Origin of the sequence: Puniceicoccus vermicola, from assembly GCF_014230055.1 — a bacterium.
GTDB lineage: Bacteria > Verrucomicrobiota > Verrucomicrobiia > Opitutales > Puniceicoccaceae > Puniceicoccus > Puniceicoccus vermicola.
In genome coordinates this window covers 62,609-85,121 of the sequence record NZ_JACHVA010000126.1, presented here as the reverse complement: position 1 = coordinate 85,121, position 22,513 = coordinate 62,609, and the positions used below count along the sequence as shown (strand labels likewise).

General features: G+C 54.8%; 15 protein-coding genes. 12 read left to right on the top strand and 3 right to left on the bottom strand.

The window, feature by feature from the left end:
- Positions 1-181 precede the first annotated feature (181 nt).
- Genes H5P30_RS16305 through H5P30_RS16285 form a run of 5 tightly spaced genes read left to right on the top strand, consistent with a single transcriptional unit; the run spans position 182 to position 7,577 of the window.
- Complete coding sequence (locus tag H5P30_RS16305; RefSeq protein ID WP_185693978.1) at positions 182-1,669, top strand: GntR family transcriptional regulator; 1,488 nt, start codon at positions 182-184, stop codon at positions 1,667-1,669.
- Positions 1,666-3,012, top strand: a complete 1,347-nt coding sequence (locus tag H5P30_RS16300) for an alpha-L-fucosidase (protein ID WP_185693977.1) — start codon at positions 1,666-1,668, stop codon at positions 3,010-3,012. The genes H5P30_RS16305 and H5P30_RS16300 overlap by 4 nt, the downstream gene beginning before the upstream one ends.
- Positions 3,013-3,049: 37 nt before the next feature.
- The gene (locus H5P30_RS16295; protein ID WP_185693976.1) at positions 3,050-3,688 is read left to right on the top strand and encodes an SGNH/GDSL hydrolase family protein; all 639 of its coding nucleotides are present in this window, start codon (positions 3,050-3,052) and stop codon (positions 3,686-3,688) included.
- 4 nt (positions 3,689-3,692) lie between these two features.
- The gene (locus H5P30_RS16290; RefSeq protein WP_185693975.1) at positions 3,693-5,954 is read left to right on the top strand and encodes a hypothetical protein; all 2,262 of its coding nucleotides are present in this window, start codon (positions 3,693-3,695) and stop codon (positions 5,952-5,954) included.
- A 57-nt stretch (positions 5,955-6,011) separates the two neighbouring features.
- Complete coding sequence (locus tag H5P30_RS16285; protein ID WP_185693974.1) at positions 6,012-7,577, top strand: serine hydrolase domain-containing protein; 1,566 nt, start codon at positions 6,012-6,014, stop codon at positions 7,575-7,577.
- Between the two features lie 96 nt (positions 7,578-7,673).
- On the opposite strand, the gene H5P30_RS16280 is transcribed toward H5P30_RS16285, so the two are convergent.
- The 3 genes from H5P30_RS16280 to H5P30_RS16270 are packed head-to-tail and all read right to left on the bottom strand — an operon-like array spanning position 7,674 to position 12,949.
- A complete protein-coding gene (locus H5P30_RS16280) occupies positions 7,674-9,074 on the bottom strand; it encodes a sigma 54-interacting transcriptional regulator (RefSeq protein WP_185693973.1) in 1,401 nt (466 codons plus the stop codon).
- Positions 9,071-12,400 (bottom strand): PAS domain S-box protein, encoded by a 3,330-nt coding sequence (locus H5P30_RS16275; RefSeq protein ID WP_185693972.1) that lies wholly within the window; start codon positions 12,398-12,400, stop codon positions 9,071-9,073. Before H5P30_RS16275 ends, H5P30_RS16280 begins: the two co-directional genes overlap by 4 nt.
- A 3-nt stretch (positions 12,401-12,403) precedes the next feature.
- A complete protein-coding gene (locus tag H5P30_RS16270; RefSeq protein ID WP_185693971.1) occupies positions 12,404-12,949 on the bottom strand; it encodes a heme NO-binding domain-containing protein in 546 nt (181 codons plus the stop codon).
- A 221-nt stretch (positions 12,950-13,170) separates the two neighbouring features.
- Between H5P30_RS16270 and H5P30_RS16265 the strand changes: the two genes are divergently transcribed.
- From H5P30_RS16265 to H5P30_RS16235, 7 genes are read left to right on the top strand one after another with little or no spacing between them, the layout of a single operon-like run.
- Entirely contained in the window at positions 13,171-13,677 is a 507-nt protein-coding gene (locus tag H5P30_RS16265; protein ID WP_185693970.1) for a response regulator, read from the top strand.
- Positions 13,678-13,705: 28 nt separating this feature from the next.
- Positions 13,706-14,383 carry a sugar transferase gene (locus H5P30_RS16260; RefSeq protein ID WP_185693969.1) on the top strand — a complete coding sequence of 226 codons (678 nt, stop codon included), beginning with the start codon at positions 13,706-13,708 and terminating at the stop codon, positions 14,381-14,383.
- A complete protein-coding gene (locus H5P30_RS16255; protein WP_185693968.1) occupies positions 14,380-15,192 on the top strand; it encodes a WecB/TagA/CpsF family glycosyltransferase in 813 nt (270 codons plus the stop codon). Before H5P30_RS16260 ends, H5P30_RS16255 begins: the two co-directional genes overlap by 4 nt.
- A gap of 34 nt (positions 15,193-15,226) precedes the next feature.
- Positions 15,227-17,308 (top strand): glycosyltransferase, encoded by a 2,082-nt coding sequence (locus tag H5P30_RS22545; protein ID WP_185693967.1) that lies wholly within the window; start codon positions 15,227-15,229, stop codon positions 17,306-17,308.
- 15 nt (positions 17,309-17,323) lie between these two features.
- On the top strand, positions 17,324-19,930 hold the full coding sequence (locus H5P30_RS16245) for an SLBB domain-containing protein (protein ID WP_185693966.1): 2,607 nt from the start codon (positions 17,324-17,326) through the stop codon (positions 19,928-19,930).
- A gap of 20 nt (positions 19,931-19,950) precedes the next feature.
- On the top strand, positions 19,951-21,183 hold the full coding sequence (locus H5P30_RS16240) for a GumC domain-containing protein (protein WP_185693965.1): 1,233 nt from the start codon (positions 19,951-19,953) through the stop codon (positions 21,181-21,183).
- On the top strand, positions 21,180-22,511 hold the full coding sequence (locus tag H5P30_RS16235; protein WP_185693964.1) for an O-antigen ligase family protein: 1,332 nt from the start codon (positions 21,180-21,182) through the stop codon (positions 22,509-22,511). Before H5P30_RS16240 ends, H5P30_RS16235 begins: the two co-directional genes overlap by 4 nt.
- The last annotated feature ends 2 nt before the right edge of the window (positions 22,512-22,513 follow it).

Genomic DNA, 22,513 nt, shown 5'->3' with positions numbered 1-22,513 from the left:
TGAGTAAGAAAAGCTCTCGAAGAGCGGGGGAAACAGCCTTTTGTTATATTACAGATAAATCTGCTTAACTCAAGATTGACGCAAATCTGCCACATACATCCTTTTTGTCAACAAAAACAGAAAATGTTTAATTCTTTTCTTGTAATATAACAGTCCAGCATTTAACAATAACAGCATCCTTATGACGTCACCGAACCAAAGCGAAAATTCTCTGCGCACCGACCTGACCTCACACGGTGACGAAAGCCGCAAATCGCCGCCATCTCCGCGCACCGTCCAACCGACCTTCAAAAAAATCTTGCGGGATACGGTCGAAAACTATCCAGCAGATACACGCCTCCCACCGATCCGAGACCTGGGAAAACAATTGGGCATCTCTCTAGTCACCGCCCAGCGAATTGTAACCGAGCTCATTCAAGACGGCGTCCTTTACAGCCGTCCTCGTTCCGGAGTTTTTGTCGCGGACCGCTCCACTCCCAAACAACCCCCTTTGCGAAAGAGCTACCCCAAAGAAGGGACTACCCGCACTCCCGGCGTATTTGAAAGCTCGTTTACCTTTGGAACCGGCAGTCAGGAACAGTTTCAACAACCTTTATGGGAGAACTTGATACAGAGATTTTGCCAAAAATACCCCAATACCTCTCCAAAAATCGAGCATGGCCAAAACCCGTCCACAACTACAGACGCCTACGAACGACTCGACTGGAACAAAGACTGGGCCGGAGACGACAAGAACCTCCTGAATCTCAGTAAATCTGCCCCCGCAAATCTTGCCAAACGCAGCACCCCGGAGGGACTCATCCCCCTTTATCATCGGAGCAACTTCCTTTTCTATCATCCAAAGCTTTTGAAACGCTGCGGAATCGAACCTCCCGCCTATCGCACCTTCTCTGAGCAACTTCGATTCCTCCAAGAAGCAGCTCCAAAACTCGAAGCCAAAGGCTTTGATCCTCTTCCTTACTCTGTCCAACAACCCATCACCCTGCTCGGCTCCCGTCACCTTGAGAGCTATTTTCACTTGGTCTACGATCAAAAGACCGACCCATCCGAACGAGAGGAATTCATCCGGGCGACCGGAGAGGTCCTCCAAACTTGCCGCTCCTGTCAGCGCGCGCCCGGAGTCAACAACCCGATTGCCGAAGAGAATCGCAACCGCTTCCTGCGAGGGAAAGAGATCCCCTTCTTCCTCGGTCACAGCGTCGACTTCTGGCGATTCACCGAAGAGAAACTGACGACTCCGATCCAAGCCTATCCGATGCTCTCGAGTGATGACACCCTCTTCCTCTGGCCTATGGTAGGAGCGGCCTCTAGCCACTCCAAGAGCCCCGTCGAGGTTCTTCGTTTTCTCAACTTCCTGATCTCCGACGAGGCCCAAGCTTCGTTCGCAAAGACCGGAGCCTTCGGAGCTGACCTGAATCCTGAATTCTCCCCAACAACGACGGCCTCACCGGACTGGTTTGCCGAAACTCTATCCCGGTCCCGGCCGATGAGGCTAGCTTCGCCGGAGCTCTTCTACCTCGCGATTCGCATTTTAAACAACGAACTCTGGCACGCCCTCCTCGACCACGTCAGCGTCGATCAGGCGGTCGAGGAAGCCCTTCAACTGGGAAAGGTTTTTACCCTTCAGAGCCGCCAGAGTTCCCAGCAAAACCCGGAATCTTCCCGATGAAAATCGAAACACCCTCCAACTCTTGGTTCCGTCAGGCAACTTACGGCCTCTTCCTCCATTGGGGCCCCTACTCCCAACATGGGCGCGGTGAACAGGTCCTCATGCGGGAACTGCTCAATCAGGAAGAATACGCCGAGCAGGCGTGCCGCTGGAACCCCCAGCACTTCGACGCAAACGAGTGGGCCAAAGTCGCGGTCGATGGCGGTTTTCGGTACGCCGTTCTCACGACCCGACATCACGATGGCTATTGCCTCTGGGATACCGACACGACTGACTACAGCAGCGCTCAACAAGCTCCCAAAAAAGATTATGTTCGCGAGTATACGGACGCTTTCCGCGCGGCTGGCCTGAAGGTCGGCCTCTACTTTTCCTGGAGCGACTTTCGCCTTCCCGCCCTTTTTGCCGGACCGGAGAAAGACCCGGAAGGATGGGCTCAGATCCGGGAATACGCCCACGAACAAGTTCGCGAACTAATGACCCGCTACGGCAAGATCGACATTCTTTGGTTCGACGGAGTCTGGCCGGGCAGCGCCAAAGATTGGAGAAGCGCCGAACTCGTTTCCGAGATCAAACGCCTGCAGCCGGGAATCCTCGTCAACAATCGGCTCGGCTACCGCGCTCCGGAGAGCGAGAACTCCGACGAGTTTGGTGCCAACGAGGACGAAGGCGGTGACTTTGGAACTCCGGAGCACCGCATCCAAGCCGTTCCCGGCAAGCTCTGGGAAACCTGCCAGGTAAGCACTTGGCGCCTCTGGTCCCACACGCCGGGAGAGCGCTGGCGCAGCGCCGAACACATTCTTGATATGCTGACCGAAGCCTCCAGCAAAGGAGGAAATCTGCTGCTCAATGTAGGTCCCGATTCGGGAGGGCGCATTCCTCAAGATTTTATCAACCGCAGCAACGCGATTGGTGACTGGCTCAAGGTCAACGGAGAGGCCGTCTACGGAACCGAGCCGGTTGACGTAGGAGAATGCGTGCTCTTCGGTCGGGAATGCCGCCGGGGAAACACGGTCTACCTCATCATTCGCTTCTGGCCCGGAAAGGAGTTGCGCCTACAAGGTCTCGCGACTGGCGTGAAACAAGCAACCCTTCTTGGAGACCGCCGCCCCCTCTCCATCGAGCGGGACTCATACGGAATCCTCATTTCAGGTCTTCCCGAGAAACAACCGCATCCGCTCTTCTCCGTAATTAAACTCGAGCTAGACGGAGAACCTGAGACACTAGAAAGCTATCACCCCGGACTCTGGGGAGGAGATCCCTCCCGCCTACTTTCTTGGGCGCAAAAACGAGGAAACTCGGTCATGGCCTCAACCGTAGAAGAAGTTGCAACTCCCGGAGCTTGACCCCTGACACCGGATCGGAGTCTACTGGAGATCCGTCATGAAAAACCCCTACATTCCCATTCGAGAAAAAATCGAGTGGCTGCGCATTTGGGTCCCCGACTCGGACCAGGCTGAACTGGAACGTCCGCGGGTCCTCCTGATCGGAGACTCCATCACCAACGGATATGGCCCCAAAGTTGCCGAGATCGTCGGAGACCAGGCTTCCATTGCCTGGGCCTGTACTTCCCGATTCCCCGCGGACCCAGCCTTCCTCGATGAGCTCAGCCTGCCCCTCCGTCACACCGATTTCGACATCATCCACTTCAACAATGGTCTCCATGGATTTGGCTATTCGGAAGAAGAATACCGGGAACACCTGACAAAGGCCGTCGCCCATCTCCGCGAATTGACACCGCATGCCTCTTGGGCTCTGGCCACCTCAACTCCCATCCGTACCAAGGGGGACCTCTCCACCCTCCGCGAAACCAACCCTCGGGTGGTTGCTCGCAACGGAATCCTCCGCGATCTTGCCCAAGAAGAAGGCCTGCCAGTCAGTGACCTCTATTCCTTGATGGCGGATCGTTCTGATCTCTACAGTGAAGACGCCACCCATTTCGGCGAAGAAGGCCAAAAACTACAGGCGAGTTGCGTGATCAAAACACTGAACCCACTTCTTGCCCACACAGCTTCCACCTGAAGCCATGAACACCTCCCCCTCTCTTCCCACTCACCACACAGCTCGGCAGAGAGCCCTCCATCTGCTTCACGAGTGGTCCAAGTCCGCCGAAAATGATTGGAGCACATTGCCCAACCATCCTTCGCTGGGCGTTTACGGCACAGGCTACGATGGCTGGGGAACGCAAACCCAGCAAAAGTACGCAGGAGCTCTCGCCACCCTCGCAGTCTTCGGCACGGAGATTCCGGGATGCGATCCGGATTGGGCCCGCGAGCGCGCTCTGGCGGCACTCCGCTTCAACCTCGCCAGCCATAAGTCCGGCCAGCTCTCCTGTACCGACGGAGACCAATGGGGCCTCACCTGGATTAGTGCCCTCGGGACCGAGAGGATGATGTTCGCCTGGCACCTCCTCAAACCTTGGCTCTCCGACGAGGACCAATCATCCATGCGGGGTGTTCTCTGCAGCGAAGCCGACTGGATTCTGAATTCCTACCATCGCGGCGGGCGCAAAGGGATTTGGGCAGAAAAATGGGCGAGCGAAGGGAACGATCCGGAGTCTAACCTCTGGAATGGCGCGCATCTCTGGCGCGCGGCGGCAATGTATCCGGACCATCCTGACGCTGGAGCCTGGCAAGAGAAAGCCCACCGATTCCTGATCAACGGGGTCAGCGTTGAGGCCGATGCGAACGACGAATCCATTATCGCCGGAAAACCGATTCGTGAACGCCATCTAGGCGCCAACTTTTTTCCCCACTACGCCCTGGACCACCATGGCTATCTTAACGTGGGATACATGGTCATCTGCATGAGCAATGCGGCCATGCTCCACTTTGACTTGAAAGCAGAAGGATTGCCTGCTCCCGAGAGTTTGCACCATCACCAGCGGGACCTCTGGCAAGTCCTGCGGAAGATGATCTTTTCCAATGGACGCCTCGCTCGCATCGGCGGAGACACTCGCGTTCGCTACGGCTACTGCCAGGAATACCTGCTTCCTTCCCTTCTCTACGCCGCAGACCAGCTCGGAGAGCCCTTCGGCCTCGATTTGGTGAACCATCAGCTCGCATTCATCGAGAAAGAAACCCGCTACAATGCCGACGGCGCTTTCTACTCCCGAAGGCTAGCTGACCTGAGAAAACAGAGCCCTCTCTACTACACCCGTCTCGAAAGCGATCGCGCCAGCGCCCTGGCCATGCTCGCCACCCACCTCGACTCGACGAAGTTTCCAGAAGCTCCCGGTTCCAAGAACTTCGAGCAGTCGGTCGCCGGGAGCTGGATCGAGCCCGAACACGGCGCCGCAATCCATCGAAGCCCTACCCGATTTGCCTCATTTTCTTGGCGAGCCTTCGAACTCGGCCAAGGACTCTGCCTCCCGCCCTCCGATGGACATCGCGCAGAGTGGGAATACAACCTCGGGGGTCGCGTCGAGTTTTGCCACCACCCCCATCCGCATCATTTCGGCCCAGCCAAGCCCCACCGTGAGATCGATCGTTACCATTTAGAAGAATTTCCCGGCGGTTTCTACACCTGCGGCACGATCGTAGAGGGAACCCATATCAACCTCGCCGAGAGTTGGTGCGGCACCGACTCCGCCCGACTACAAACAGCCTTTGCCGCCCTTCCGGACGACCATACCGTCGTCGGCCTCCATTTTGCACAAATGGGAGACCGCCGTGGCTATGTCGCTTCCATCAAAGGTCTTCACCTGAATCTTCCGAACGACCTCTACCAAGACCACCAGCTAGCCCTTACCACGGCCTCCGGAAAAATCTCCCTCCGATCCCCGGCTCACAAGGACGAGGATGTGAATCTTCAGAGCCACTGGGCCCAGCTACCGGGAAAAATCGGAGTGGTAGGACTATATGGAGCCTCGAGCCTCTCCCTGCAGCGGTCAGCCAGTCGAAATGCCGGCATCATGAAGACCCTTCAAACGGAAATCCTGAGCTATCCCCTCATGGAGGGTCCTCTCCGCTACGAAGCAGGCGAGACGATTCTCGACTCCGGATGGACTCTGATCTCCGGAAAATCTTCGGAAGAAACCCGTAAACTAGCCGAAAACCGCCTCGCCCAAGCGGTTGAGTGTCCGATCCCCGACTGGCGAGTCGTGCGGATTTTGGGGCAAAATGCTCTGACTTATCTCTTCATGGCTAATTTTGGCTCCGGAGCAGGAACCTTGTCGCTGGAAAACATCCTTTCTCCGGGCGAAAATGCCGAAGATCTCAAGACAGAACTCCCAGTCACAGAGGTAGCGCTCCTCCCCTCCACTGCCCGCTTACTCGCAATCCATTAAGAAACAGACGGGTTCCTGCAGGTTGACACCCTTTCGAGATTTATACTCTCTAAGTTCATGCAAATTCAGTCTCGTTTCCGCTCACTCCTCGTTACCACAAGCCTTCTTCTCTCCGCTGCAGTCGTCCACGGGGACGATACTCCATCCGTTGCTCTTCCCGGATATCAACCCGGAACAGGCATCACAAAGGAGTCCGTTGAGGATATCATGAATTGGGCACTGAAAACCTACAAGACCCCCGGTGCCTCCATCGCCGTGATTAAAGACGGTGAGATTTTAATCGCGGAAGGGTTTGGAATTCGAAACACGGAATCCGGGAAGCCAGTCAATGACGACACCCTCTTCCAACTCGCCAGTGTCTCGAAAACCTTCACCGCCTCCGCCTTTGGTGCGGCCGTCGATCAGGACACACTCGAATGGGAGCAACCCGCCAGCAAAGTTCTACCCAACTTCGAGATGCACACGCCCTATGCCACGGAGTGGGTCAATGGAAAAGACTTCCTGGTCCATCGTTCGGGATTTCCCGGCTTCTTCGGAGACCTCTTTGACCACCTTGGCTACTCCCGGGCTGACATCCGGCACCGCCTCCGCTTTGTCGAACCCGGCTACTCCTTCCGCGACCATCCGGAGTATTCCAACATCGGCTTCTTCCTCGCCGGAGAAATGGTCGCACAAGCCGGAGGTAACTCCTTCGAGTCCGTTCTCGAAGAGACAATCCTCACTCCGCTCCAGATGAAGGAAACCGGAAAGGCGGAAACCCTTCTGGAACAAGATCCCGACAACTTTGCCGCTGCCCATATTTGGAAGGACGACGCCTTCGCCGTCGTCCCCCACAACCTCAGCAAAGTCTTCGTCTCGGCGGGTGGCCTCGCCTCCAACGCCACCGATCTCGCCAACTACGTGCAAATGCTGGTCACCGATGGATCCTTTGAAGGAAAGACCGTTGTGAGCAAGAAAGCCCTGGAAACCATCTTTGAGCCAGTCATCACCTCGGAAGTCGGCTTTTCCGAGTTCCCTCCTATCGATGAGAATTCCGGATTCGACTATTCTCCCGGGTGGGGCGTCTACCACTACAATGGGGTGAAGGTTCTCGAAAAAGGTGGAGCCCTCGACGGGGTTCGCACCCTTCTGGTCCTCGTCCCCCAAGAAAAGTTCGGCATCGCCATTCTTAGCAACATGAATCTTACAGCTCTCCCAGAAGCGGTTCGTGCCGGCCTCCTCCAACAGATGTTCGGTGAAACGGGAGAAGAAGACCTTCAGCCCGAGATCCGTCACCGCGCCGACCAGATTGATGAAATGCTCTTCGGCTCCGACGATACTCCCAAGGACGTCGATCTGACCGCCGCCCAAATCAAAGCTTTTGTCGGACAGTACAACAATGATCTCTATGGTCTTTGGGAAATTGCTTTGGATCCTAAGGACCCTTCGAAACTCATCATGCATTGCGGACCTGCGGAATACACGCCGGACGTCACTTTCCTCGGAAAGAATAAACTCGGAGTCAAATTCCCCATCGTTCTTAGCGCAATCGAAGAAGTCGACTTCACCATAGAGGGCGACCAGGAAGCGACCTCTTTCACTTTCGACGGATATGAGTTTCGTCGGCAAGGCAACGCCGAGTGATCAAATAGGGCAAGGCCCTCAATCCCGAAAATCGAACCGGGCTATCGTTATCCCGGAGTCAACTCAGGCCTACTCGTGAATCTGGTGCGAGACGGATCAAGATGAAGCCCCGCCTTCATCCGTCTCTAATCCATACTTTTTGACCTTGTTGTAGATGCTCTTTTCCGCGATCCCGAGCATCTTGGCAGCCGCGCTTTTCTTGTTGCCGCAAAGAGCAAGAGTTTGTTCGATGGCAGCCTTTTCTATCTCGTCCAATCGTTTACCGGCCAAAGAGCTGACTCCGGCGTCGTCCTGCATCTGAGTCTCTGACTTTACTCCCGACAGAACATCAAAATCCTCCGGAAGCAAAATATCCTCCCGCTCGCGTAGTGTCAGAGCCCGAATCACTACATTCTCGAACTCGCGGATGTTTCCAGGCCACGAGGATTGTCGAAGCTTGACCAAAACGGAAGGATCGACCCGGGGAGGCTTCACCCTCTGGCGCTGGGCAAATCGGCTGACAAAGTGCTCCAACAAATCGGGAAGATCCTCTAAGCGCTCCCGGAGCGGGGGAATCTCAAGGGGCAGAACATTCAACCGATAATACAAATCCTCCCGAAACATTCCTTTCTCGACTGATTCGCGTAGATCGCGATTGGTCGCAGCCACGAGGCGAACGTCACTGTGGACCAATTTTTCACCTCCGACACGGAAATAGGATTTGTCCTGAATGAAGGTCAACAGTTTCGCCTGTAGCTCGAGCGGGATATCCCCGATCTCATCGAGAAACAAAGTTCCCCCGTCAGCCAAGTCCGCACGACCGAGGCGCCGGTTTATCGCCCCGCTGAATGCCCCTTTCTCGTGTCCAAACATCTCTGACTCCAAAAGCTCTCGCGGGAGCGAAGGACAACTCACACTCACAAAGGGGGCATCCCTCCTTAAGCTCTTCTGGTGAATCGCTTTCGCCAATAAAGTCTTCCCGGTTCCGCTTTCGCCGGTCAGCAAGACGAGATCCTCACTCCCTCCCAATCGATCCAGAAGGCGAAAGACCCGCTTCATCTTCGGGGAGCTTCCTTTCACATCGAGAATCTGTGAAGGCATCGATATCGCCTGACGAAGATCCTGATTCTCCCGCGCCTGCTGACTCGCCTGCATTGCCAACTGAACCGTGTGTATCAGCTCGTTGGGATCGAAAGGCTTAGTGAGGTAATCGAAAGCACCATTACGGATCGCCTGCAATGCCTCCGCCGCCCGATCCACGCTGGTAAGCATGATCACTTCGATCATCGGATAGGTTTCCTTGATCTCCGAAAGACAATCGAGACCTCCCTTACCGGGCATATTCAAATCCAATAGGCAAACGAGTGCCTCATCGTGGATTGATCCAATAAGATCCTCGCCATTTTCGTAAAGCTCACTGGAGATACCAGCGGACTCAAACGCATTGCTCAAAACTCTGCGAGTGATCGAATCGTCATCGGCAATGAGAAGCCTTGTCCTCCTTTTCGGACGACTCACGCGCCCTCCCATTTCAACTCTTCAAAGACCCGTCGCGTCTCCTGCAGGGCTTCGGTCACCCGGTCGACCATACCAGACACCTGAGTCTCATCGATCTCATCCTCCTGGACGTATAACTCCGCCTCGCGGGCCCGATGGGCCAAGTTCTCGGCCCTGACCGTGAAAGAACTACCGGCAATCTTATGGAAGAGAGACTTCGCCGCCCCCCAGTCCTTCTGTTCAATCACTTCGAGAACGGAATCAATCTCCTCCTGAGTCTTCTCTAGAAAATCGGAAACGATCGATCGGGCCGCCTCGAAATCCCCTCCAATGACAGCTGCCAACGCCTCCAAGTCCAAGTATTCAGAATGAGTCGAATCTGTTTGAGACGCTTCCTCGGAATCTACGATCTCTTCTGTCGAATCCTCCTTCGGAGCTCTAACGCTTGAGGCACTGGAAACACCGATCGTCGATCTCAGTATCTCGATCATATCGTTCACCATCAGTGGTTTGCTGAGATAGTCATCCATCCCCGCGTTCAGAAAGAGTTCCTTGCTATCCGGCTTGGCGTCAGCAGTCAGGGCCACGATCGGAATCTTCGAGCCCGTGCTCCGAATCGTCCGCGTCGCCTCAATCCCATCCATATCCGGCATGTGGACATCCATCAAAATAAGATCGTAGGTGAACTGTTGATGCATCGACACCGCCTCAAAGCCATTAGCCGCGATATCCACGGAAGCTCCCATTTGCTCCAAAGTTGATTTAGCGACCATCTGATTAATGCGATTATCCTCGGCCAACAAAAAGTTCTTTCCCTTCAAGAGCAGCGACTCTTCGCCTTCCGCCAATGGATCTTCCAAGTAGTTCTCCCCTGGATAGTGCTGAGATGTCCGGAAAATTGCATTCAGCAGAACATCACGGCTGATCGGAAAGTCCAGACGCATAAATTTCTCACTATCGATCTCCAACGGAATTTCCCCTTCGATCCCGACAAAGAGAAAGCGGAGTTCCGGAATCTCGTCGACCAGTTGCTGCACCAATCGTGCGTTGTTTTTCGTGAGAACACTACCCGCTATGACGCAAACCAACGGCCCTTCATCTTTTTCCTCCTGAATCTGCGCAAAGGCGGCCTTGGGATTCGAGTTCGAGGCGACGGACACCCCATTTACGGCAATCATGGAGACGATGGACTTCTCCAGTCTTGCATCTGTCGCGACGACTTCGACATGGAGGATCTCTTCCAACTGTTCTCTCACCTTCTTCTTCGGAGGAGCGGAAGCAGGCGGGAACGGCAGGCTGACCTTGAAGCAACTTCCCTTTCCAACTTCAGACTCCATAGAAAACTCTCCACCCATGAGAGAGACAAAATTCCGACAAATCGTGAGCCCCAGACCCGTTCCGCCAAAACGCCGCGACACGGAATTATCCGCCTGCGTAAACGGTTCGAAGATCTTCTTCTTGGCCTCTTCGCTGATCCCGATACCAGTGTCTTCGACCAGAAAATCGACCCAGTATTCTCCGTGCTCAAACCGATCCAATCTCACATCCAGGGCAACGAAACCTTCTTTCGTGAACTTGAATGAGTTGCTCAATAGATTCTGCAAAATCTCTTTGATCCGACCGTCGTCTCCTCGGATCAACGGGGGAAGAGTTGGCTCGTAGTTGATATAAAATTTCACCTGGTCAGAGTGAACGTGCCTCAACAAAAAGACTGAAGCGACCGAGTCGATCATCGCCGTGGGCGAGAAGTCGACAGGCTCCAAGCCCATCTTTCCCGCCTCCAGTTTCGAGTAGTCGAGAATATCACTAATCACCTGCATCAGGGAGTCAGCGCTCGCTTGGATGGAGCGCAGATACATCATTTGCTTGTCAGAAAGCTTTTCCCCCATCAACAGACGACTCATCCCGACAATCCCATTCAGCGGCGTTCGCACCTCGTGGCTCATGTTGGCGAGGAAGAGAGACTTCGCCTCCGCCCCGGAAACGGCTTCCTGACGGGCCAGCTCCAGCGTTCTCTGGTGCTCTTTCGACTCGGTGATATCGCGAAAAATACAAAAATGCCCGAAAAATTCGCCCAAGACTACCACCGGGACATAATCAAAGGCGACAAACCTTCCATCGACTAGCTCACACTCCTGATTCCGGACGGGCTCTCTCGCCTCAATCGACTTACTGGCTATATCCACAAAGGAGTCACCGTCGAGAATCTTCTTCCGGACGCAGTTCAAAAAACCTTCCGCCGTTTCATAGGTGGTTTTGCTATCTTCCGAGAGGACGGGGAAGAGTTCGAAGAGGTGCTGATTCGTGACCGTATTGCCCACCCGAAGATTTTCAAAGTGAATGCCAGTCGTCAAATTATCCAGGAGCGAGGACAGCAACTGATTTTTTGAAGCCAATCGGTCCACATATCTCTGCCTTTCCGTATCATCTCTACAGATACAAAGTATCCCACCATCAGGAAGAAGCCGCAGTGAGCAAATTTCAGGAAAGGTCGAACCATCTTTTCGCAAGCCCGTTGTCTCCGTCTGGAAGAGGCCGGTCTCCGCGAGTGATTTCCCGATCCTCTCCTCCAATTCCTGAATCACCTCCGGCTGATAGAGCATGGACCAGTGCTGTCCAATCAGCTCGTCGATCGTATCATACCCATACATTTCCACATGAGCGGGGTTGAGGTAGGTAAATCGGCCATTTCTGTCCGTGACCGCAAATCCCTCGCTGGCATTGGTGAGGGCGATGTAGAGAAGATTCAGCTGATTCGAAGATGTGCCTCGCTCCGGAATCTCTACTCCGGCGCCGCGGGCGCCCGTAAAGTGGCCTTGCTGATCGAAGGTCGGTGCAGCCCCAAACATCTGCCAGACGATATCGCCGTCCTTCCGGCAGGTCCTGGACCGAACGTTTTTGAACGAATATCCCCGGGAAAGATTGTTTTTAAAGACAGCCTGCAGCCTGGATACATCCTCCTCCGGAATAAATTCAAACAAGGAATGACCTACCAACTCCCCGCTACTGTAGCCGAACACCTCGGACACCTGTTTGGTCACGCTGAGAAAACGGAAATCCGCATCCATCTCCCAAAGATATCCGCCCACCACCTCGGCAATATCCGAATACCTCCTCTCGCTCGCGACGAGATCGGCGTAGGTATTCATGGTCACACTGCGCTGTTTCTCGAGCTCTTCCGTCCGGGTTTTCACTAAGGAAGACAACTCCGAGGACTTAATCCTCAGCTCTTCGTTGAGCTTAAATAATTCCAACGATTTTTCTTCGAGAAGTCGCTCTGCTTCTTTCCTCGCCTTCTTTTCCCGCGCGTAGCCAATCTGGTATTCGGACTGTTCGTTCTGAGACATTGTTCAGCGAACGCGGGTCAGGGTAAAGCGAGCTGAGTGCGCGTCATTCGTAGGACCGTTGGATCGTTCCATTTTTACGTCCACTCCGAAATGCTTGATCGATACTTCAATCAAAGCCTGAGCGAGGTCCGCCATCGGTCGTGGAGAGCTGTAATCCATAACCAAAACATTATCTGAAATCCAAAAACAATCGAAATCAGGAAGCACCGCATCGGGATAGATCTTGCGAACATCGGCATGAATTACGGTCTCGACTCCACTAAGAAAATCGAGAGGATCAGTAGAGCCTACAAAAAAACTCTGGTGACCGTCTAAAAAGACCTGAAAGAGTCGATGACCAAACGCTCGGATTAATTCTTTTTGAGAAATATCAACTTCTTTCTGCAGAGCATCGATCATCGCCAGCATCTCTTCATGGGGGTAATTCCCAACAGATGAGTAAGAACCCCCAGTCGATAAAGAAGGTAAAGAGGTGATTCGGTTGACAACTCCTAAACCGAACTTTTCTTCGGCCATATCTAAAAACTCGGTGAAGATGATCCCTTTCATAAACGAAGACTATGTAAAGTTTACAAATTGCATCAAGCCCAACCAGCATTTCTTTCTCAAACCATGTAATTCTTACAGGATCCCGGTTCGCTAAAATCATGTAAATTTATTTTTCATTTTATATCTACCTACAAATCATATACTTAAAAAACAACAAAAGAATTGGCACGAGGAATGTTTAAAAGAATTTATTTCCAAAATCAACCTATCGAATTCACACAATGAAAAACGAAAACAAACCAACCTCCGCCTTCACTCCGAAGTTTCTTGTGATCGACGACGATCTCATAGTAGGTAAAGTCGTTCAAAGACACATTCAGTCTCAATTTAGCCACGCGATCGTCGACACTTGCAGCGATCCAGTCGTCCATCCGGGATACGATGTTTATTTTGTAGACAACAACTTCAACGGACAGGAAATGGCCTTAAATCTCCTACGTCAGATTCGCGCTCTCGAACCTCAAGCTCTTGTGGTAGCCCTTTCCAACACCCTCGATCTCGATTTGGTTTCGAACCTCGTAAATAACGGCTGCAATGTGATTTACGACAAAGGAGACATCTCCGGATCCCACGAAGCCCGCAAGGTTATCACAAACTATCTCGCCGTTTGCGAAGACTACTACAACAATCCGGGAAAGCGCAGCGCTCGAAGCCTGCTTTCTTCAATCAAACAACTCCTCAACGAGTGGAACCATCGATTAGCTCAAAATGCCTCGTCCATCAAATAAAAGAAATCGATCTCAAGGAGAGTCCAAGATGAATACCATCTCAAACGACGGATTTCAGCTTCACAATCGGCATTTCGTTCTTCCCCGCCATCGCGTGGTGCGGACCACCTTTTCCATGCGGTGCTGGATCTTTTGCCAACGGTTGATCGCCATGCTGGCCCTGTGCATCCTCTCTCCGCTGATCTTTGTGATGTGGGCGCTGGTGAAGGGCACCTCAAAGGGACCGTTCCTCTTCACGCAGGAGCGTCCGGGGATCGAGGGCAAGACCTTCAAAATCTTCAAAGTCCGGACGATGCAGGTGGGCAGTGAAAAGGCGACGGCTCTCGGGGTTCAAAACAACAGCCCCCAAGTAACCTCGATCGGCCGCATTCTCCGCACCCTGAAACTCGACGAGCTCCCCCAACTCTGGAACGTCGCCTGTGGAGACATGGCCCTAGTCGGCCCCCGCCCCATCCCCAGCAAGCTGAATGAAGAACTCTGCGAGAAGATCCCCGGTTTCTCCCGGCGCTACCAGATCCGGCCCGGCCTCACCAGCATCGGCCAAATCTGCGTCAACGACAACGCGCTCGACGACAAGCTGGTCGAAGACTGGAAAATCCGCTTCGAGGGGGAACTTCACTACATGCGTCACCGCTCCGTTCTCTACGACTTCGTCATGATCGCGATGACCTCTCTCTACGTCTTCAAAAAATTCCTCGAAAAATGAGCACTCTCTCCCCTTCCACTTCCTCATCCTTCACCTCAACCGAGGTCGTCGACACCCCCATCGCGAACCTGGACTACGACGGATCCGTCGCCCAGATCACCGAATGGGCCCGCAATCACGAGAGCCGCTACATCGGAGTCTGCAACGTTCACTCCGTAATCTCCTCCCGGTGGACTCCAAAGCTCAGAGAGGCGCTGACTCATTCCGACTTCAACACCGCCGATGGCATGCCCATTGTCTGGATGCAGAAACTCCTCGGCTACAAGGACGCCAGTCGCGTCTACGGGCCGACCTTGATGCTCCACACCCTTGCCGCAGCCGAGCGACAGGGCCTCAAGGTAGCCTTCTACGGCGGGCATGAAGATCGTCTCCCGATCCTCTTGGAAAAGCTGAAAGAGAAGTTTCCCGAGCTGAAGATCGTCGAAGCGATCAGTCCCCCCTTCCGCGCCATTACTGCCGAGGAGGACGAGGAATACACCCGCCGTCTCGTCGAGTCCGAAGCCCAGATTCTCTGGGTCGGGATCGGATGCCCGAAACAGGAAGACTGGATGCGCCAGCACCGTGGACGGATCCCCGCCGTGATGCTCGGTGTTGGAGCCGCCTTCGACTTTCACGCCGGGGCCGTCGCCCAAGCCCCCAGCTACCTGCAAAAAATCGGCATGGAATGGGCCTACCGGCTCTACCGCGAACCCAAACGCCTCTTCAAACGCTACCTCACGACCAATCCCATCTTTATCTACAAAGCCACGTTGCAGCTCATCCGGCACTACTGCTCGTTTTCTGCAAAACGTCAGAACACCGCTCATTGATCCTTTCTCGGCCAACCAAAACGCTTAACCAACCGTGTATACCATTGCCCTCTGCATCGCCACATATCGCCGGCCGAAGATGCTCCAGACCCTCCTTGAGAGCTTGGCAAAAATCACCCTCCCGGAAGACTGCGAAGTCGAGCTGCGAATCGTCGACAACGATAGCGAAGGCTCCGGCAAACCGGTCATTGATGCCTTCCGACATAGCACTCGCCGATTTTCCGGAATAAGATACACCTCCGAACCCGCTCAAAACATCGCCCTCGCCCGCAATGCCTCGATCAATATGGGGGGGGCAGATTTCTTCATCTTCGTCGACGATGACGAGTGGGTCTGCGAAGAGTGGCTTGTCAAATTGATCAAAGCCGCCGAGGACTACAAGGCCGACTCGGTTTTCGGCCCCGTTTACGGGATCTGCACCCCTGGCACTGCCCGCTGGATCGTCAAGGGCCAGTTTTTCGACAAGCTCGTTCCCCCCACTGGCACTGACATCGATTGGAAGAATACCCGCACCAGTAACACCCTCGTGCGCGGGAGTTGGTTCAATGGCCCAAATGAATTTCGGTTCGACGCCGAGCTCGGCCGCAGTGGAGGGTCGGACAGCGACCTCTTTTCCCGCATCTCTGCTGCTGGAGGCAAATTCGTCTCCTGCGCGGAAGCCGAGGTCTACGAGCATGCCCCGGAGTCCCGCACCTCACTCCGCTGGCTTTGGGGTCGTGCCTATCGGAATGGCTTGATCTACGAGCGCATTTCCTCCCGCCGAGACGATGAAATCTCTTCCACCAAGCGATTCTTCCGCCGGCTCGGAGCTGCCGTAATTCTCTCCACCAAAGGCATTCCCGGAGTTCTTCGCGGAGACTCATCCCAATTTTTCCGGGGACTTCTGAAGATCCCTCTGGCCATGGGTGGGTTGAAAGCAGCGATGCGCCCGGATGCCACCTCGAAGCACGTTGCCTACAAGGGAGCGAAGGAGACAACGAAAGTCGCCTTTCTCACCAATATCGTTAGCCCTTACCGCAAGCCCGTGTTCGAGCGACTGAGCCAAACTCCCAACTGGGATTTTACCGTCTACGCCGATGCCAAAAGAGAGTTTGACCGGCAGTGGGAGGTGGACTCGAACGGGTTAACAATCGTTCACCCCAAATGTCTCAGCTGGAAGCGAAAGGTGCGGAGCCAGAAACCCGTCCCCTTCGAACAGACGATCACTCTCCACATCCCCTTCGGACTGCTGAAAAACCTCTTCTCGGATAAGCCCGACATCGTGATCAGTCTCGAGCTCGGGCTGCGGACGGCAATCGCCGCCTTCTACTGCAGGCTTGCCCGCAAGCGACTGATCATCTGGGCCTATCAATCCCGGATCAGCGGCACCCAGGGCCAATCCCGCCTGCTGTGGAGAAAGTTTCTGCTGCGCCAGGCAGAGAAGGTCGTCGGAATGGGAATTCAAGCCCGTGAGGTTCTCCGCGGATGGGGAGTGCCCGACGAAAAAATCGTCGACGCCCTCAACGCCGCCGATCACGTCACGCTTCGCGCAAAGCTCTCCGCTCCCGGTGCGCAAGAAAAGGTCTCCCAAATCTCGCTCGAGAACGCTCCGAACAAAAAGATGGCCATCGTTGTGGGGCGTCTCATCCCCCTCAAGGGAGTAGAATACCTTCTCGACCTTTGGAAAGATCTTCCCAATGACATCCTTGAGGAATGGCAACTGATCTTCATTGGTGACGGTCCCTTATCCGTACTCATCACCGAGGCCAACTGCCCATCGATCACCTGGAAAGGCCCGGTCCCCAGCGAAGAAATGGCTTACTGGTATAAGGCAGCCGATCTCCATATTTTTCCCACATGTGGCGACGTCTGGGGCCTCGTAGTCAATGAGGCCAGTGAAGTAGGCACCCCCTCCCTCTGCTCCATTCATGCCGGTTGCTGCGACAATCTGATTCATTCCGAATTCGATGGCCTCCAATTTGATCCGACCCAGAAAAAACAGGCCAGTCGTGAGTTGATCGACGCCCTCGACAATCCGCGGCTCAAGACAATGGGACAAGCGGCCAAGGCAACCATTGCCCCCTTCAGCCTCGACAACCTCGCAGAGAGTTTTCGCAAAGCCACGCTAACCGCCTAGACGATCCATTTTTTCATGCGTTTCATTAAACCCGTCCACCTTCTCCTCCCGGCTCTTGGACTCATCTCAGGCTGCGTCCACCATCCCCACAATCCCGGCCCGGGCGAATACGCTTGGGCCGAAACCATCTACGAACCCTCGAGCCAAGTTCCCAATGTCGAGCAAGCCCCTTTTCAAAAGCAGGCAAGCCCGACCGACGAGAGCTATCTCGATCTCAATCGGCCCGCCGGCCAACCGATCGACCTCACCCAAACCGTCGAGAATATCAACGCCTCCGAAAATGCCCGGCGCAAGGCGCTCAATCCCAAATCCAATCCCAACTCCTCCCGGCTGGAAAATCTCTACGAAGGCAACTTTGAACAAGCTCCATCCGACGATCTCACCCAGTTCGGATACGATTATTTCCGCGCCGGCGGAAGTAGCTCTGCCAGCGTGGGCCCAGTCCCCTCGAACTATCGGATTGGAACCGGAGATGAGGTCATCATCAGCCTGAGCGGCAACGTCGAGGCCTACCACAAACTCACCGTCGACCGGAACGGAAACATCCAGATCCCCAACTTCGGCACCCTTCCCGTTTCCGGGGTTGCGTTCGGCGAACTGGCCGATCGCATCGACTCCTTTCTCCAAGAACGTCGGGTCGGATACGATCTCGGAGTCAGTCTAGGTCAGCTTCGGCAGATCCAGATCAACGTGATCGGACGCGTCGCCCAGCCGGGGCGAATCGAGGTCTCGTCGCTCAGTACTCCCCTTGATGTCCTCGTCGCCGCCGGAGGCCCCACCAAGGATGGATCCCTCCGCAACATCAGCCTCGTCCATCCCGACCAAACACGTTCCGACATCGATCTCTACGACTTCCTCCTCGGGAACCGGGAATCATTCGACTTTCCTCAACTGATGGACGGGGACACCCTCCATGTTCCGAGCATCGGGCCGACTGTCGGAGTCGCTGGCTACGTTCAGCAACCCGCCATTTACGAGATCCCTGAATCTCCGGTAACCATCGAACAAGTGGTCAACCTTGCCGGAGGACTTACCGCATTCTCGTTCACCCCGCTCGCCCAACTGGAGCGAACTCTGGATGGACGCGGACGCGAGCGAATCGACATCTCGCTCGATGAGGAAGGGATGCAAACAAAGATGGCCAACGGCGAGCTGCTTACCGTCAGCGCCGTCGATGAGATTCGCAAAGCCATCGTCCGGATCGAGGGAAGCATCGTCCGCCCCGGAAACTACGCCTACTCTCAGGGGATGCGTTTGAGTGACCTCGTTGAGAATGCCGATGGACTCTCCATCGACGCCTTCCTGCCACAAGTCTTTATCTCGAGACAGATCGGTCCAGCCCTCCCCGTTGGGACGATTACCGAGCGCACCGGACACCTCCAGTCGAACCGGATCATCGTCAAAGACCTCAGCAAAGCCCTGGTCGGCGACCCCTTCCACGATATTGAGCTCATGCCGCTCGATTTGGTTACCGTCCGCAGTCAGAAAGAATCCAACATCTACGCCTCGGTTGAAATCATCGGCTCCGTGCTCAACCCCGGAAAGTATCAACTCACCCCAGACATGCGCGTCACCGATCTGGTCGCCATCGCCGGAAATCCCAACAGTGATGTCTATTATGATGAGGCGGAGTTGATCCGTCAGGTCTTCGACCCGGAAACGAGGCGCATGGACGTAAAAAGATTTCGCTTCAACTTGAATGAGGCCCTCGAATCGACCGAAGGAGACGAGCACAAGAACAACCCTCTTCTGGCCAACGGCGATAAATTGATCATCCGCTCTCTCCAGAAAGCGCAGGTCCGTGTTTCGATCTCCGGGAGCGTTCGGTTCCCCGGAACCTATATTTTCCCCTCCGGCTCTCGCATCACCGACCTCATCTCCGCTGCCGGAGGCGTCCTTCCCGACGCCGATTTGCGGGCGGCGAAGTTTACCCGACTCAGTACCAAAAGGCTTCAACAGGACCGTCTTGAGCACTTGCTCGAGACATCCCGACGTGCCAACGAGGAGGCATTGACCAACCTCATTCAGACAGGCAACTCCCAAGATGCCATCTCGGCGAAACTCGCCCTCCGGCAGAACCTTTCCAGTATCAACCGTATGCGAAAGATGCAGGCAGACGGCCGGATCGTTATCCCTTTTGCCAAATCGAATTTCCCCGAGACCCCCTACAACCTCACCCTCGAAAGTGGAGACGCCCTCGAAATCCCCCGCTACCATTCGACCATCAGCATCGCTGGGTTTGTCTACAATCCAATCAGCCTCGTAGTCGACGACTACATGACAGTGAAGGAAGCCTTGGATCAAGCTGGGGGTCTCACGGATGAAGGGGATGAAGACCTACTCTACGTGGTCCGTGCGGACGGAAGCGTCGACAGCGTCTCCCAACCCGGACACCACCTCACGATGCGCTCGAGGCTCCTTCCCGGTGATGTTCTCATCGCCCCGGAATCGGTCCAGGAACGTACCATCGGTGGCCAGATTCAGGATATTCTCATCGTCGCCCGCCAACTTGCTGAAATCGGCCTGATCGGCTCAAACATCTCCCGCGGCTCCGACACCACTCTTGTTAGCCCCTTGATCTACGAAGGCCCTGAGGGCGTCTCTGAAGAGATCGTCGAGTGATCCCCCCTAGCGTCCTGAATATGCAACCACCGGAACAAGATCCGTCGAAGCGGTCGGGCCCTCAACTTACCTGGCCCGCCCCTCTTCTCGACATCGCCTACGCAATCCTTTCGCGCAAGTGGATCGTGGCGGCCATCATCTTACTCGGGCTGATCCTCGGAGTGCTGCGCTGGTCAAGAATGCCGCCAACCTATACGGCTTCAGCCGTCGCCGTACTCCTCCCTCGGGAGAAACCAATCCTCGACGCCGCGATCGAAACGAGCTCAATGGAGTCCAGCGACGATAGTGCTGGTCGCAGTGCGACTGGCACCCTCATGCTCCCGCCCAATCCAACGCTCTACACGACCTTGATCAACTCGCGGTCGGTGCTGGAGGAAATCGGCCAACGATTAAAAGATGACCTAGGCGATCGACTATCTCCAGACGACCGCTCCGTCGAAGTCTACCAGCAAATCAAATCGATGATCTCCGTTACTTCGACCGAAGACGGCTTGATCACGGTTACCGTAACCAGCTCTAGTCCCAGCCTTTCCGCAAAGATTGCCAACCTCCTTTTCCTGGAATGTGAACGCGCCAGCAAAGAGATCGAACGTTCGCTGATTCTGACGCAGGCCGGACACCTGCGAGATGCTCTCGTCATCGCCGAGGCACAATTGCGGGAAACTGAAGAAGAGCTCGCAGAATTTGCAGCCGAGTTCGAGATCGTCGACGTCAATTTCCAAGTCAGCAATAAGTTGCGGAATGTCCGCGAACTACAGGTCGAACGAGATCGACTCAACACCGAGCTCGATGATCTTCGCCTCAGCTACGCCGAAAAATCTCCCGAGATTCAGTCCATTCAAACCCGAATTGCCTCAATCGAGAAGCAGCTGAAAAATGCGGAAAGCAACATCGTCGGCTCCGTAACGACTAGCCAATACGGAAAGCTGATCGTCGAATACGAAAGTCTGAAAGAACGGATTCGTTTCGAGCGGGACCTCGTTGCCACCCTCTCGACCAAGGTCGACATCTATGAAATTCGGGCCGAGCAACCCACCGGCAATCTCGCCGTCATCCGTCCGGCGAGTGAACCGTCTCTCCCGGCCGGCCCCAGCAAAAAGAAAGAGATCGGCCTGATCCTTGGCCTTTTCATCGTGATCGCCATCGGTTGGGCATTGGCAGCCCAGCAGTGGCAGATCGCCCGCAAAGACCCGGTTCTGTCGGCTCAGATCGACAAAGTTATTCAATCTCTCAAACCGTTCCGTCGTCGATGAGCGAGCTAAGCCCGAACGTCACAGGAGAAGCCGTCGCTTCCCGCGACCACCGGGATGCCCTGCTCGACCAGATAGCCCCATTGAGAGGATCCTGGGTAGGGTTGCTCCTTACTGGGGCAGTTCTTCTCTGGTTACTCTATCTGGCTTCCAACTTCCGACCGCCAACACAGCCCATTACCCTCTCCGACAGCAATAGTGGGTCGGCTATCCGGCAACTCCTTTTTGCTGGAACCGGAATGCTCGCCGTCACCCGCCTATTCTTCAGTCGAAGCCTGGGTCCGGTTGTCATCATGCATTTGCCGGTCCTGGGAATCTTGGGACTGATCCTCGGCTCGGTCCTCTGGTCCGCTGAAGCCACTTTGACGATCAAGCGTGGAATCATCTATGCCTTTGGGATCATTACTTTGCTTGTCATGGTCCACTCTACGGATCACCCAGCGCGCCAAATGATGCGGATCCTCGTCTACTTTTGCACTGCCGCCGCCCTACTTTCTCTGGCTTTCTACGTAGCCCTCCCCGCCAATATCACCGTCAATCCGGCTCGTCCGGGTCTCGCCGGCATCTCCAACCACCCCAACACCCTGGCTCCCTTTCTCTCCATCGGACTCTTGCTCTCGTTCGGCATGCCTCCTCAATCGACAATGGAGCGTTGGTTGATCCTCGGCTCCCGTGGGATCCTCGCCCTTGGCCTTTTTCTCACCTTTTCGGTCACGACTTGGACTGCCACCCTCATCGGCTGCGGTGCTTACTTGTTCTTTTCCGCTTCGAACTATCGGCGCGGCTTTCTCCAGATCTGCATCCTCACCGGCATCGTCCTCGTTTCGTTGATCGGGGTCGACACCCTCAAGTCCGCCTTCTTCGACGCAACCGGTCGTGACGAGTCTCTTTCCGGAAGAGACGAACTCTGGAACGCCGTTTGGATCGAGGCCAAGAAAGATATCCTTCTCGGCAATGGATACGGAGCTTTCTGGACAGAGGGAAAAGGAAGAGAACTCGTCCAGACCTGGAATCCAAGGCAGAGTCACAACACCTATTTGGACATTCTGGTCGACTTGGGAATCATCGGGCTCATCGCGGTTCTCATCGTTTTCCCTCTCCGGATTTTCCTGAGCTGGACCTTCGTTTCCGGCAGCCCCGGAAGCCGTCAGCGAAATTGTTCTGCCGCCATGCTTGCGGTCGTCATCAGCTATATGAGCATCTACGCCATGAGCCAGAGTTTCTTTCTGCGGTTCGATGCCTTCCCCTTCTTTGCCATTTGCTGGATCACTTTGATCTTCACGAATCCTGACCGCAATCACCTCAACTACGAATTCAGCCAAGGAAATTAAGA

Excerpts from the sequence above, each read along its gene's own strand:
- H5P30_RS16305 (WP_185693978.1), top strand. The coding sequence starts at position 182 with ATGACGTCACCGAACCAAAGCGAAAATTCTCTGCGCACCGACCTGACC.
- H5P30_RS16300 (WP_185693977.1), top strand. The coding sequence starts at position 1,666 with ATGAAAATCGAAACACCCTCCAACTCTTGGTTCCGTCAGGCAACTTAC.
- H5P30_RS16295 (WP_185693976.1), top strand. The coding sequence starts at position 3,050 with ATGAAAAACCCCTACATTCCCATTCGAGAAAAAATCGAGTGGCTGCGC.
- H5P30_RS16290 (WP_185693975.1), top strand. The coding sequence starts at position 3,693 with ATGAACACCTCCCCCTCTCTTCCCACTCACCACACAGCTCGGCAGAGA.
- H5P30_RS16285 (WP_185693974.1), top strand. The coding sequence starts at position 6,012 with ATGCAAATTCAGTCTCGTTTCCGCTCACTCCTCGTTACCACAAGCCTT.
- H5P30_RS16275 (WP_185693972.1), bottom strand. The coding sequence starts at position 12,400 with ATGTCTCAGAACGAACAGTCCGAATACCAGATTGGCTACGCGCGGGAA.
- H5P30_RS16270 (WP_185693971.1), bottom strand. The coding sequence starts at position 12,949 with ATGAAAGGGATCATCTTCACCGAGTTTTTAGATATGGCCGAAGAAAAG.
- H5P30_RS16265 (WP_185693970.1), top strand. The coding sequence starts at position 13,171 with ATGAAAAACGAAAACAAACCAACCTCCGCCTTCACTCCGAAGTTTCTT.
- H5P30_RS16260 (WP_185693969.1), top strand. The coding sequence starts at position 13,706 with ATGAATACCATCTCAAACGACGGATTTCAGCTTCACAATCGGCATTTC.
- H5P30_RS16255 (WP_185693968.1), top strand. The coding sequence starts at position 14,380 with ATGAGCACTCTCTCCCCTTCCACTTCCTCATCCTTCACCTCAACCGAG.
- H5P30_RS16245 (WP_185693966.1), top strand. The coding sequence starts at position 17,324 with ATGCGTTTCATTAAACCCGTCCACCTTCTCCTCCCGGCTCTTGGACTC.
- H5P30_RS16240 (WP_185693965.1), top strand. The coding sequence starts at position 19,951 with ATGCAACCACCGGAACAAGATCCGTCGAAGCGGTCGGGCCCTCAACTT.
- H5P30_RS16235 (WP_185693964.1), top strand. The coding sequence starts at position 21,180 with ATGAGCGAGCTAAGCCCGAACGTCACAGGAGAAGCCGTCGCTTCCCGC.